Origin of the sequence: Streptomyces sp. NPDC057743 (genome assembly GCF_042798755.1) — a bacterium.
Classification (GTDB): Bacteria; Actinomycetota; Actinomycetes; order Streptomycetales; family Streptomycetaceae; genus Streptomyces.
In genome coordinates this window covers 210,354-223,569 of the sequence record NZ_JBHVJX010000006.1, presented here as the reverse complement: position 1 = coordinate 223,569, position 13,216 = coordinate 210,354, and the positions used below count along the sequence as shown (strand labels likewise).

Annotated in this window: 10 protein-coding genes; 3 read left to right on the top strand and 7 right to left on the bottom strand. The window is 72.5% G+C overall.

The genetic code is table 11. From position 1 onward, the window contains the following. Window positions 1-260: 260 nt before the first annotated feature. The gene (locus ACFVFQ_RS09420; RefSeq protein ID WP_383411355.1) at window positions 261-2,324 is read right to left on the bottom strand and encodes a protein kinase; all 2,064 of its coding nucleotides are present in this window, start codon (window positions 2,322-2,324) and stop codon (window positions 261-263) included. A gap of 189 nt (window positions 2,325-2,513) precedes the next feature. Here ACFVFQ_RS09420 and ACFVFQ_RS09415 point away from each other — a divergent pair, with 189 nt between their 5' ends. After that, on the top strand, window positions 2,514-3,710 hold the full coding sequence (locus ACFVFQ_RS09415; RefSeq protein WP_383411353.1) for a serine hydrolase domain-containing protein: 1,197 nt from the start codon (window positions 2,514-2,516) through the stop codon (window positions 3,708-3,710). A gap of 10 nt (window positions 3,711-3,720) precedes the next feature. Here the strand turns inward: ACFVFQ_RS09415 and ACFVFQ_RS09410 are convergent, their stop codons facing one another. Continuing rightward, a complete protein-coding gene (locus tag ACFVFQ_RS09410) occupies window positions 3,721-5,430 on the bottom strand; it encodes a glycerol-3-phosphate dehydrogenase/oxidase (RefSeq protein WP_383411350.1) in 1,710 nt (569 codons plus the stop codon). Window positions 5,431-5,680: 250 nt separating this feature from the next. Here ACFVFQ_RS09410 and ACFVFQ_RS09405 point away from each other — a divergent pair, with 250 nt between their 5' ends. Continuing rightward, window positions 5,681-6,925, top strand: coding sequence for a nucleotide sugar dehydrogenase (locus tag ACFVFQ_RS09405; RefSeq protein WP_383411347.1), 1,245 nt, complete (start codon window positions 5,681-5,683; stop codon window positions 6,923-6,925). A gap of 202 nt (window positions 6,926-7,127) precedes the next feature. On the opposite strand, the gene ACFVFQ_RS09400 is transcribed toward ACFVFQ_RS09405, so the two are convergent. From ACFVFQ_RS09400 to ACFVFQ_RS09385, 4 genes are all read right to left on the bottom strand, one after another. Further along, a complete protein-coding gene (locus tag ACFVFQ_RS09400) occupies window positions 7,128-8,243 on the bottom strand; it encodes a GuaB3 family IMP dehydrogenase-related protein (protein ID WP_039635462.1) in 1,116 nt (371 codons plus the stop codon). 90 nt (window positions 8,244-8,333) lie between these two features. Beyond that, window positions 8,334-9,836, bottom strand: a complete 1,503-nt coding sequence (gene guaB, locus ACFVFQ_RS09395; protein ID WP_383411344.1) for an IMP dehydrogenase — start codon at window positions 9,834-9,836, stop codon at window positions 8,334-8,336. A gap of 170 nt (window positions 9,837-10,006) precedes the next feature. Then, on the bottom strand, window positions 10,007-10,582 hold the full coding sequence (locus tag ACFVFQ_RS09390; RefSeq protein ID WP_274915114.1) for a sigma-70 family RNA polymerase sigma factor: 576 nt from the start codon (window positions 10,580-10,582) through the stop codon (window positions 10,007-10,009). Between the two features lie 279 nt (window positions 10,583-10,861). Then, entirely contained in the window at window positions 10,862-11,473 is a 612-nt protein-coding gene (locus tag ACFVFQ_RS09385) for a response regulator transcription factor (RefSeq protein ID WP_003948568.1), read from the bottom strand. A 383-nt stretch (window positions 11,474-11,856) separates the two neighbouring features. Here ACFVFQ_RS09385 and ACFVFQ_RS09380 point away from each other — a divergent pair, with 383 nt between their 5' ends. Next, window positions 11,857-12,189: a WhiB family transcriptional regulator gene (locus ACFVFQ_RS09380; protein ID WP_016571318.1), complete on the top strand. Its 333-nt coding sequence runs from the start codon at window positions 11,857-11,859 to the stop codon at window positions 12,187-12,189. A gap of 90 nt (window positions 12,190-12,279) precedes the next feature. On the opposite strand, the gene ACFVFQ_RS09375 is transcribed toward ACFVFQ_RS09380, so the two are convergent. Then, window positions 12,280-13,191, bottom strand: a complete 912-nt coding sequence (locus ACFVFQ_RS09375) for a LysR family transcriptional regulator (protein ID WP_383411339.1) — start codon at window positions 13,189-13,191, stop codon at window positions 12,280-12,282. Window positions 13,192-13,216: the final 25 nt, after the last annotated feature.

Genomic DNA, 13,216 nt, shown 5'->3' with positions numbered 1-13,216 from the left:
ACCCGGACGGCGAGGGGTGCGCCCCCCTCGGATGCTGCTCCACGACGCGCCTCCCCTCAGCGTGCCGTCCCGGCCGCTGTGGGATGCGGACCGGCAGTGGACTTCTCACGATACGGCGCGGCACTGACAGTTGAGCCCGCCGGGCCGCGCCGCGCGCAGGTGTCCGCCCCGCGGCGGTGAGGTGGGCCGCGGGCACCTACGCCGTCGGCGGGTCAGCCCTACGAAAGGTCAGCCTTACGAAGAGTCAACCGGGCAGTGGCTCAGTCCCGCACCGCGAAGGTCCGGAACGCGGTGTCGCGCAGCTGCCGGCACTCCGCGTCGTCCCAGGCGTCCGCCTTGCAGGTGATCATGATGGCGTAGCCGTGGTGGTCGTCGGCGCGGAAGCCGCGGTTGAGGACCCGCACGTCCTCGCCGTTCTGGTGGCGGGTGAACGACCAGTCCGCGACGGTCGGATAGCCGCGCCAGTCCACCGACTTGATGCCGAGCAGGTGGTACGAGTCGCTGGAGCTGGCCACGCTGGGCTCCAGGGCGCGCCAGGACGCCGCGGCGTCCTTGCCCGGCGAGTCGTTGAAGTCGACCTGGACCCGCGGGAAGCCGCCGGAAGTGCTGTAGATGGCACCGGAGTTCGAGCCGGCGGTGGCGGTCTGCCGGAAGCCCTTGGGCATCGCCATCGTGAAGTGGAAGCCGCCGTTGGCGACCTGCGCATAGCCGTCCGGGAGCGCCGCCCCGTCCTTCTTCCCGGCGCCGGGCTTGCCGTCCCGGCCGCCCGGCGTCCGACCGCCGGGCGCGCCCGTGCCGTCGGTGCCCGCGTCGTTGCTGGCCGCGGCCGACTCGGTCGCGGGCGTGCTGGCGGCCGCCGAGGCGCCGCTCTTCTTGGCGGAGTCGCCGCCGTCGCCGTTGCTGAACGCCAGGGCCAGCAGCGTCCCGAGGACGATGACGACCACGACCACTCCGACGATCAGCGTGCGGCGCGGGACGACATCGGTCACCGACGCGCGCGGCGGGGCGGGACGGCCGTCCCCGTCGCCGGGTCTGGACTCCGACCGCACCGCGGCCGCGGCGTTCCGCACCGACGTCAGCGCGGCGCGCACCCGCTCCTTGGCGGCGTCGGCGTCGAACCCGGAGCGGGCCGGCGAGCCGTTCTCCTGCGCCCTCCCAGCGGTCTGCCGCGTCGCGGCCGGCTCCTTGCCGGACGTCCGGGCCGCCGCCGCGCCGCCCGAGCCACCGCCCGAACCGCCGTCCTTCCGCGCCCCGTTCGGCGCCTGGCGCGCCTCCTGCGCCACTTCCGCCGCCGCGCCGCCCGCCGCGGCAGCCCCGGCCGCCGGCCGCGCCTTCGGCTTCTTCGGCGCCCGGGACGTGGCCGCGCCCTTGACGGGCCTGGTGGTCTTGGCGGGCTTGGCGGCCGACCGCTCCGCGGGATCGGCCGGCACCGTGGGCAGCGCCATCGCCCGGGTCGCGTCCGCCGGCGGCTCCGGCTTGGGCTCGGGCGCGTGGATGACCTCCAGCAGCAGCGCCCGCGCCGCCGCCTCGTCCAGCCGGCCCGCCGGGTCCTTCACCAACAGGCCGTAGATCACGTCCTCCAGCGGCCCGGCGCTCTTGGGCGGCTCGACCGGCTCGGTCATCACCGCGGTGAGGGTGGCGATCGCCGACCCCTTGTCGTACGGCGGGGAGCCCTCGACGCAGGCGTACAGCAGGCCGCCCAGCGACCACAGGTCGGCCGGCGGGCCGGGCTTCTGCCCGCGGGCCCGCTCCGGCGAGATGTACGAGGGCGCGCCGACCAGCATGCCGGTCGACGTCACCGACGGGTCGCCCTCGACCTGGGCGATGCCGAAGTCGGTGAGCACGACCCGGCCGTCGTCGGAGATCAGCACGTTGGACGGCTTCACGTCGCGGTGCAGGATGCCTTGCCCGTGGGCGGCGCGCAGCACGTCGAGCACGGCCAGGCCCACCTCGGCGGCACGGCGCGGCGTGAGCGCACCGTCGTCGCGGATGACCTCGGCCAGCGAGCGACCCTCGACCAGCTCCATCACGATCCACGGCCGGTCGTCCTCGTCGACCACGTCGTAGACCGTCACCGCGCCGTTGTTGCGGATCCGGGCGATCGCCTTGGCCTCGCGCAGGGTGCGGGTGATCAGGCGGCGCTTCTCGTCCTCCTCGACCCCGCCGGGGAAGCGCAGTTCCTTGACCGCGACCGTGCGGCCCAGCACCTCGTCGCCGGCCCGCCAGACGGTGCCCATGCCGCCCCGGCCGAGAACATCGGCGAGCCGGTACCGGCCGGCGAGCAGCCTGCCCTCCTTGCCGTCCATCTCGACCTCGTCGCCCACTGAATCCCCTCTGCAATCCAGCCGAGTTGGCACTCTCGATTCTCCATCGATCGCCAAACTGGCCCAACTCGGACAACCCACCCTGGCAGAGCCTTCATTCTCCCTCATCCGCGGCCGTGCGGAAGGCCCGGGTGGATTCGGGAGGCCCACGCACACCCGTCATGATGGCCCCGACGACGGGAGTTCTTTTTGCCCCTCAGCCCCGCCCCGCGCACCCTCGCACGCGCCGCCCTGTCCGCCCTGGCCGCCCTGGGCCTGACGGCGTGTTCGAGCATTCCCTTCGCCTCCGTTCCGTCCCCGGGGGCCTCCGGATCGCCGGCCGCGGCGACGGCCGCGCTGCACCGCCTGGTCGCCGACGGCGCCCCCGGCGCGGCCTCGTTGGTCACCCGCGGCGGCCGCCTGTCCGCGTCACGGTTCGCCGCGGCCGGCGTCGCCGATCTGCGCAGCGGCCGGAAGATGCGCCGCCCGGACCACTTCCGGGCGGGCAGCCTCACCAAGACCCTGGTCGCCACGGTGGTCCTGCAACTCGTCGGCGAGGGCCGGCTGTCGCTGGACGACCGCGCCGCCGACCACCTGCCGCCCGGCGTCCCGCGCTCCGGACCGCACGACGCGAGCGACCTGCGCCGGGTGACGGTCCGCCAACTGCTCGACCACACGAGCGGCCTGTTCAACTACACCGACGACCCCCGCCTCGCCACCCAGCTCTCCGGCGCCGGCTTCCCCGCCCACCGCTACGACCGCTACACCGCGACCGAGCTGCTGCGGATCGCGCTCGCCCACCCCCCGACCGCCACCCCCGGCACCGCCTACGCCTACTCCAACACCAACTACCTGGTCCTCGGCCTGGTCATCCGGGCCGTCACCGGGCACCCGTACGCCGAGGAGGTGCGCCGCCGCATCCTGGTCCCGTTCGGCCTGCGCGACACCTCGTTCCCCGGCAACAGCCCCGCGCTGCCGGCCCCCCACGGGCGCGGCTACTCCCGGATCGACGGCCACCGGGTGGACAGCACCGCCTTCGACCCCAGCCGGGCCGGCGCCGCCGGCGAGATGATCACCACCCTCGGCGACCTCAACCGGTTCTTCGCCGCGCTGCTCGGCGGCAGGCTCCTGGCGCCCCGCCAGATGTCCGAACTCCGCAGCGAGAAGGCCACCGACGGCACCTACGGCATGGGCCTCTACGCCACCCACCTGCCCTGCGGCGTGACGGTCTGGGGCCACAACGGCGACATCAGCGGCTCCTACGCACAGACCGCCGGCACCGCCGACGGCCGCCACCTGGTCAGCTACCGGGTCAACACCGACGCCCCGGCCGGCCACACCGACGGCACCGCCGTCCTGACCGCCGAGTTCTGCCCGCCCCGCACCGCCCGGACCCGCCACTCCTGAAAACCGCCCGCTACGACAGCGGCACGATGTCCGGCGCGCCCAACCGGGCCGCATCCGCCGTCAGATCGTCCGGCTGACGCTGCGACTCGCGCTCCGCCTCCACCCGCTTCTGGTAGTGCGCGATCTCCTTCTCGATCTGCGCGCTGTCCCACCCCAGGGCCGGCGCCATCAACTCGGCCACCTCCCGGGCGCTGCGGGTGCCGCGGTCGAAGGTCTCGATGGAGATCCGGGTGCGCCGGGTCAGCACGTCGTCGAGGTGCCGGGCGCCCTCGTGCGTGCAGGCGTAGACGACCTCGGCGCGCAGATAGTCGTCGGCGGCGGCCAACGGCCGGCCCAACGTCGGGTCGGCCACCACCAGTTGCAACAGCTCCTCGGTCAGCGAGCCGTAACGGTTCAGCAGATGCTCTATACGGGCCACGTGCACCCCGGTGCGGGCCGCGATCCGGGCCCGCGCGTTCCACAGCGCCCGGTAGCCCTCCGCGCCGGCCAGCGGCACGTCCTCGGTGACGCACTCCGCGACCCGGGCGTCCAGCCCGTGCACCGCCTCGTCCACCGCGTCCTTGGCCATCACCCGGTACGTGGTGTACTTGCCGCCCGCGATGACCACCAGGCCGGGCACCGGGTGCGCGACGGTGTGCTCCCGCGACAGCTTGCTGGTGGCGTCCGACTCACCGGCCAACAGCGGCCGCAGCCCGGCGTAGACGCCCTGCACGTCGTCCCGGGTCAACGGGGTGGCCAGCACCGTGTTCACGTGCTCCAGCAGGTAGTCGATGTCGGCACTGGAGGCCGCCGGGTGCGCCTTGTCCAGGTCCCAGTCGGTGTCCGTGGTGCCGATGATCCAGTGCCGCCCCCAGGGGATGACGAACAGCACGCTCTTCTCCGTGCGCAGGATCAGCCCGGTCGTCGAGTGGATCCGGTCCTTGGGGACGACCAGGTGGATGCCCTTGGAGGCGCGGACGTGGAACTGGCCGCGCTCCCCGATGAGCGCCTGGGTGTCATCGGTCCACACGCCGGTCGCGTTGACGACCTGTCGGGCCCGGATCTCGTGCTCCGCCCCGCTCTCGACGTCCTGCACCCGCGCGCCGACCACCCGCTCGCCCTCGCGCAAAAACCCCACCACCCGCGCCCGGTTGGCGACTTGGGCCCCGTAGGCGGCCGCGGTCCGCACCAGGGTGGCGACGTAGCGCGCGTCGTCCATCTGCGCGTCGTAGTACTGCAACGCACCCACCAGCGCGTCCTTCTTCAGGCAGGGCGCCACCCGCAGCGCCCGGCGGTGCGAGAGGTGCCGGTGGACGGGCAGCCCCCGGCCGTGCCCGGAGGAGACCGACATCCCGTCGTACAGCGCCACCCCGGAGCCCGCGTAGAAGCGCTCCCACCCGCGGTGCTGTAGCGGGTACAGGAACGGCACCGGCTTGACCAGATGCGGCGCCAGCCGCTGGAGCAGCAGCCCGCGCTCCTTCAACGCCTCCCGCACCAGCGCGAAGTCCAGCATCTCCAAGTACCGCAGGCCGCCGTGGATGAGCTTGCTCGACCGGCTGGAGGTGCCGGACGCCCAGTCCCGGGCCTCGACGAGCCCGGTGTCCAGCCCACGGGTCACGGCGTCCAGCGCCGTACCGGCGCCGACGACCCCGCCGCCGACCACCAGGACGTCCAGTTCTCGCTCCGCCATCTGGGTGAGTGCCTTGGCGCGCTGCGCCGGTCCGAGTGTCGCTGTCTTCACCACTGCCTCCCGCTGTGATTCGGAGCCGGACCCCCGTCCGTCGATTCTGTCCGCGCCTCGTTCCGGCAACCACCGTCCGCTCGCGGTGGCAACACCCCGCCACCTTGATCCACCAATACCCATTCTGGGTCAAATGTCCGCTTAGTCTACTTATGACCTTTTGGTGGTCGGCCCGCCCTCCGCCGGCCCGGACACCCGAAGGCCACCGCGCAGGGACCTGAAACCACCGCTCGGGAAGGACGGCCGCAGCATGCCCGCAGACCTCGCCGTCATCGGACTCGGATACCTGGGTCTCCCCCTCGCCCAGGCCGCCACCGCCGCCGGCCTGGCCACCCTCGGCTACGACCCCGACCCCCGCGCGGCCGCCCTGGCCGGCACCGGCGGCCCGCTCTCCGCCGCCGAGATCCGCCGACTGCTCGCCGCCGGCTTCCGCACCACCAGCGACCCCGCCGCCCTCGGCCGGGTCCGCACCGCCGTCCTGTGCGCTCCCACCCCGCCCGGCGAGGACCGCACCCCCGACCTGACCCCCCTCGCCGAGGCCGCCCGCACCCTGGCCGCCCGACTGCGCCCACACACCACCGTCATCCTGGAATCGGCCGGACACCCGGGCACCACCGAGGAGTTCCTGCGCCCGCTGCTGGAGGCCGGCTCCGGCCTCACCGCCGGCCGCGACTTCCACCTCGCCTGCTCCCCCGCCCGCCACGACCCCGGCAACCGCACCCACCTCTACCGCAACACCCCCAAGGTCATCGGCGGCCTCACCCCCGCCTGCACCGAGGCCGCCGCCGCCTTCTACGGCCGCCTCACCGACAAGGTCGTCCGCGCCCGCGGCCCCCGCGAGGCCGAGACCGCCCACCTGCTGGAGACCAACTACCGGCACATCAACATCGCCCTGATGAACGAGATGGCGGTCTACTGCCACGAGATCGGCGTCGACCTGTGGGACGTCATCCGCTGTGCCGAGACCAAGCCCTTCGGCTTCCAGTCCTTCCGCCCCGGCCCCGGCGTCGGCGGCCACGCCGCTCCCCTCCACCCCAACCACCCCACCACCCACGGCAGTTCGCGCTCACCGCTGCGCATGGTGGAGCTCGCCCAGGAGATCAACGGCCGGATGCCCGCCTACGTCATCCAGCGCTGCACCACCCTCCTCAACGAACACGGCAAGTCCGCCCGCGGCGCCCGCATCCTGCTCCTCGGCGTCACCTACAAGCCCGACCTCGCCGACCTCACCGGCACCCCCGCCCACGAGGTCGCCGCCCGCCTCCGCCGCCTCGGCGCCCACCTCAGCTACCACGACCCCCACGTCCCCCACTGGGACGTCGCCGGCCGCCCCGTCCCCCGCGCCGACTCCCTCTACGAGGCCGCCTCCGCCGCCGACCTGACGGTGCTCCTCCAACCCCACCGCACCTACGACCTCCAGGGCCTGGCCGTCAAGGCCCAACTCCTCCTGGACACCCGAGGCGCCACCCCCACCGGCGCCGCCCACCGCCTGTAACTCCCCCACCCACGACAAAGCCCGGCTGCGCAACGCGCAGCCGGGCTTTCCCTTCTCTCCCACCGGGGTGGGCCCCAGCAGGAGGGCCGCCCCCGTCACTCACCACGAACCAGGGCCCCGCCCCAACTCCCCCTCGCCGAAGGCGAAAAGAGCAACCCCCACGGCGGGAGAGCCGAAAACGTGGGAGGGGCGGCTACCGCCGCTACCGTCGCGGCGCGACCGTCACCTCAACCCGCTGGAACTCCTTGAGCTCCGAGTACCCGGTCGTGGCCATCGCCCGCCGCAGCGCCCCGAAGAAGTTCATCGTCCCGTCCGGCGTCGTCGACGGCCCGCACAGGATCTCCTCCGTCGTGCCGACCGCACCGAGGTCGACCCGCTTGCCGCGCGGCACGTCCTCGTGGACCGCCTCCATGCCCCAGTGGTGGCCGCGGCCCGGCGCGTCCGTCGCCCGCGCCAGCGGCGAGCCCATCATCACCGCGTCCGCGCCACAGGCGATCGCCTTCGGCAGGTCGCCGGAGTAACCCACGCCACCGTCGGCGATCACGTGCACGTACCGGCCGCCGGACTCGTCCATGTAGTCCCGGCGGGCGGCCGCCACATCGGCCACCGCGGTCGCCATCGGCACCTGGATGCCCAGCACGTTCCGCGTGGTGTGCGCGGCCCCGCCGCCGAAGCCGACCAGCACGCCCGCCGCACCGGTCCGCATCAGGTGCAGCGCCGCGGTGTACGTCGCGCAGCCGCCGACGATGACCGGCACGTCCAGCTCGTAGATGAACTGCTTGAGGTTCAGCGGCTCGGCGGCGCTGGAGACGTGCTCGGCGGAGACCGTCGTCCCGCGGATCACGAAGATGTCCACGCCCGCGTCCACGACCGCCTTGGAGAACTGCGCGGTGCGCTGCGGGGAGAGCGCCGCGGCGGTGACCACACCGGCCTCGCGCACCTCCTTGATCCGCTGCCCGATCAGCTCCTCCTTGATCGGCGCGGCGTAGATCTCCTGGAGCCGCTTGGTGGCGGTGGCGCCGTCCAGCTCCGCGATCTCCGCCAGCAGCGGCTCGGGGTCCTCGTAACGGGTCCACAGCCCTTCGAGGTTGAGCACGCCGAGGCCGCCCAGCTCACCGATGCGGATCGCGGTCTGCGGCGAGACCACCGAGTCCATCGGGGCCGCCAGGAACGGCAGCTCGAAGCGGTAGGCATCGATCTGCCACGCGATCGAGACCTCCTTCGGGTCGCGGGTGCGCCGACTGGGTACCACGGCGATGTCGTCGAACGCGTATGCCCGGCGGCCGCGCTTGCCGCGCCCGATCTCGATCTCAGTCACTGGTTCTGCCTTCCTACGGATACGCCCCCAGTATCCCCGACGGGGAGGACTGGGGGCGCATCCGGCCGGTACTCGCTAACGGAGAGCCGTTCAGCTCCGCGCGTAGTTCGGGGCCTCGGTGACCATCTGCACGTCGTGCGGGTGGCTCTCCTTCAGACCCGCCGCGGTGATCCGCACGAACTGGCCCTTCTCCTTGAGCTCGGGGATGTCGGCGGAGCCCACGTAGCCCATGGAGGCCCGCAGACCGCCGACGAGCTGGTGCGCGACCGACGACAGCGGACCGCGGTAGGGCACCTGGCCCTCGATGCCCTCCGGCACCAGCTTGTCCTCGGACAGCACGTTGTCCTGGAAGTAGCGGTCCTTCGAGAACGACCGCGCCTGGCCGCGAGACTGCATCGCGCCCAACGAGCCCATGCCCCGGTACGACTTGAACTGCTTGCCGTTGACGAAGACCATCTCGCCCGGCGACTCCTCGCAGCCGGCCAGCAGCGAGCCCAGCATCACGGTGTCCGCGCCCGCCGCGATCGCCTTGGCGATGTCGCCGGAGAACTGCAGACCGCCGTCGCCGATCAGCGGCACGTCCGCCGCGTGGCACGCCTTCGCGGCCTCGTAGATCGCGGTGACCTGCGGGACGCCGATACCGGCGACCACCCGCGTGGTGCAGATCGAACCGGGGCCGACGCCGACCTTCACGCCGTCCACGCCCGCGTCGATCAGCGCCTGGGCGCCGTCGCGGGTGGCGACGTTGCCGCCGACCACATCGACGTTGATGTTGGACTTGACCTTGGAGATCATGTCGAGGATGCCGCGGCTGTGACCGTGCGCGCTGTCGATGACCAGGAAGTCCGCGCCCGCCTCGACCAGCGCCTGCGCCCGGTCGTACGCCGCGTCGCCGACGCCCACCGCGGCACCGACGATCAGCCGGCCCTCGGCGTCCTTGGCCGCGTTCGGGTACTTCTCCGCCTTCACGAAGTCCTTGACCGTGATCAGGCCCTTGAGCACGCCCGCGTCGTCGACCAGCGGCAGCTTCTCGATCTTGTGGCGGCGCAGCAGCTCGATGGCGTCCTCGCCGGAGATGCCGACCTTGCCGGTGACCAGCGGCATCGGCGTCATGACCTCGCGGACCTGACGGCTGCGGTCCATCTCGAAGGCCATGTCGCGGTTGGTCACGATGCCCAGCAGCTTGCCCGCGGCGTCGGTGACCGGCACCCCGCTGATCCGGAACTTCGCGCACAGCGCGTCCGCCTCCGTCAGCGGCGCGTCCGGCCGGACCGTGATCGGGTCGGTGACCATGCCGGACTCGGAGCGCTTGACCAGGTCGACCTGGTTGGCCTGGTCCTCGATCGACAGGTTGCGGTGCAGCACGCCCGCGCCACCCTGCCGCGCCATGGCGATCGCCATCCGCGCCTCGGTGACCTTGTCCATGGCGGCCGAGAGCAGCGGGATGTTCACCCGCACGTTCCGCGAGACCCGGGACGCGGTGTCCACGGCGTTCGGCAGCACCTCCGACGCACCGGGCAGCAGCAGCACATCGTCGTATGTCAGCCCGAGCATGGCGAATTTGGCGGGCATACCCTCGACGTTGTCACTCATGACACCTTCCCCAATGCTCTTGCCTCAGCGCGGACTCCCATGCTAACGGCCTTGCGGAGTGTCCAAACCCACGAGCCATGAGGGGCTCATCACCCGTACGTTCCTACGGCGACTTTCCGCCGCGCGACGGCAACGCCCACCAGGGAAAACGACCCCGCACCCACCGCGGCCTACTGCTCGGCCAGCGCCCGCAGCCTGCTCAGCGCCCGGTGCTGGGCGACCCGCACCGCCCCCGGCGACATCCCCAGCATCTGCCCGGTCTCCTCCGCCGTCAGCCCCACCGCCACCCGCAACAGCACCAGCTCCCGCTGGTGCTCGGGCAGATTGGCCAACAGCTTCTTGGCCCACTCGGCGTCGCTGCTCAGCAGCGCCCGCTCCTCGGGGCCCAGCGAATCGTCCGGCTGCTCGGGCATCTCGTCCGACGGCACCGCCGTACTGCCCGGGTGCCGCATCGCGGCCCGCTGCAGATCGGCGACCTTGTGACCGGCGATCGCGAAGACGAACGCCTCGAAGGGCTTGCCGGTGTCGCGGTAGCGGGGCAGTGCGCACAGCACCGCGACACAGACCTCCTGCGCCAGGTCCTCGACGAAGTGCCGGGCGTCGCCGGGCAGCCGGGAGAGCCGGGTGCGGCAGTAGCGCAGGGCGAGTGGATGCACGTGGGCCAGCAGGTCATGGGTGGCCTGCCGGTCTCCTTCGACGGCGCGTGCGACGAGAGCGCCGATCTCCTGCTTCCCGTCATCGCGCATCGGTCCATGGTGCCTTGACGCCGCACGATCCGCGGCATCAGGTCCACGCTTGTGCACTGAAGCGTTATGCGCGGCAGGTGCGCCGGCAGTCATCTCGTGCGCCCTCCCCTCGTGCCCGACCGACCCGTCCCCGAGGAACTCCATGCCTCAAGGATGCGGCACCGCGCGGGTAATCGGGCCGCCGTGGCACCGGGCGGAGTGCGGGAGGCCATGCCGCCCCGCCCGCCACAGGGCGGGCGGGGATCTTCATTCCCCCGCATCTCTGCACGTCACGACGGTTCAGCGGACCAGGCCCCAGCGGAAGCCGAGCGCCACCGCGTGCGCCCGGTCGGACGCGCCCAGTTTCTTGAACAGGCGCCGCGCGTGCGTCTTGACGGTGTCCTCGGACAGGAACAGCTCGCGGCCGATCTCGGCGTTGGAGCGGCCGTGACTCATGCCCTCCAACACCTGGATCTCCCGGGCCGTGAGGGTCGGCGCGGCCCCCATCTCGGCGGACCGCAGCCGGCGCGGGGCGAGCCGCCACGTCGGATCGGCCAACGCCTGGGTCACCGTCGCGCGCAGTTCCGCGCGCGAGGCGTCCTTGTGTAGATAACCGCGGGCACCGGCGGCGACCGCCAGTGCCACCCCGTCCAGATCCTCGGCCACGGTCAGCATGATGATCCGGGCGCCGGGGTCGGCGGACAGCAGCCGGCGCACGGTCTCGACCCCGCCGAGGCCGGGCATCCGCACGTCCATCAGGATCAGGTCCGAGCGATCGGCCCCCCAGCGGCGGAGAACCTCCTCGCCATTGGCCGCGGTGGTCACGCGCTCGACGCCGGGTACGGTCGCAACCGCCCGTCGGAGCGCCTCTCGGGCAAGCGGGGAGTCGTCGCAGACGAGGACGGATGTCATGACCGCCCTCCGCAGCTGATGCGCGTCACCTTGAGCCTCCAGGCTTGGTACGTATCGTCACCTGGGCGATTGACGAACTCCTCGGACACCTGCCCGAGGGCTACCTCTGCCAACCGCCTCCGCACACTCAACGACGGTCACTCGAAAGAGTTACGGCTTCGGCGACCGAGTTCAGCACGCTCCGTGAGGAGCCGGATACGCAGACGACTCACTGAGCTGCCGGCATCCGCGCGTGCACCCTATGCCCTATTTGGCTCTGTTTCTTCCATTTTCACGCTGACTGCGACTAGATTCGCAATGAGTCATATTTACATCTACTTAGACAGTAGATGTACCGTCGTGAGCACCGAGCCCGATACGCATCGCTTTCGAGGGGACAAGCAATGGCAGATTTCTCCCGCCTCCCGGGCCCGAACGCAGACCTCTGGGACTGGCAGCTGCTGGCCGCCTGCCGTGGCGTGGACAGCTCGCTCTTCTTCCACCCCGAGGGCGAGCGAGGGGCGGCCCGCAGCGCGCGGGAGGCGTCGGCGAAGGAGGTCTGCATGCGCTGCCCCGTGCGGGCCCAGTGCGCGGCGCATGCGCTGGCCGTCCGTGAGCCCTACGGCGTCTGGGGCGGCCTCACCGAGGACGAGCGCGAGGAGCTCATGGGGCGGGCCCGCCACCGGATGGTCCCGGCGAGCTCGTTGCCCGGCCACGCGAGCATGCCCGGCGCCTGACCGTCGCCCCGTAACAGTCAGCGAAGAAACGTTCCTGCGTAGCTCACGACCACGCACCGCGGGACCCCGCCCCTCCGGGGCCCGCGGCCGTCAGCGCCCCGGTGCCTGGGCCAGCTGGTCCAGCATCGCCCCGACCGCCGGCACATGCGCCAGATCCGGCAGCGTCAGCGCGACGATCTCGCGGTGCACGGCCGGCTCCATCCGTACCGCCGTCGCCCCCTTGGGGCGCACCGACTCCAGCGTCAGCTCGGGCAGCGCCGCGACCCCGAGACCCGCGCCGACCAGCCCGATCACCGCCGGATAGTCATCGGTGGCGAAGTCGATCCGCGGCGTGAAACCGGCCCGCTCGCAGACCTCGACCAGATGCGTGCGGCAGCGCGGGCAGCCGGCGATCCACGGCTCGTCGGCCAGGTCCGCGAAGCGGGCGGCACCGGCCCGCGCCAGCCGGTGGCCGTCCGGCACCAGCCCGACCAAGCGGTCCGACAGGACCGGCCGGACCACCAGGTCCTCCCACTCCGCGCAGGCGGACGGGTCCGCGCCGCGCACCTCCGGATACCGGAAGGCCAGCGCGATCTCGCAGTCCCCGTTGCGCAACAGCTCGATCGAGCGCGGCGGTTCGGCCTCGTCCAATGACACCCGGACCCCCGGGTGCGCGGCCCGCATCCTGGCCAACGCCGTCGGCACCAGCGTCGAACTGCCCGACGGGAACGACACCAGCCGCACCCGCCCCGCCCGCAGCCCCGCGATGGCCGCGACCTCCTCCTCGGCCGCGGTCAGCCCCGCCAGGATGCCGGCCGCGTGCCGCACCAGCGCCCGGCCGGCCTGCGTCAGCCGCATCTCCCGGCCGGTCCGCACCAGCAGCGGCGTCCCGGCGGACTGCTCCAGGGCCTTCATCTGCTGGCTGACCGCGGGCTGGGTGCAGCCCAGCTCCCGCGCGGCGGCGGAGAAGGAACCGGTCTGGGCGACGGCGCGCAGCACCCGCAGATGACGAGCTTCGATCACCCTTCAAGCATAAGTGCGCCTTGGA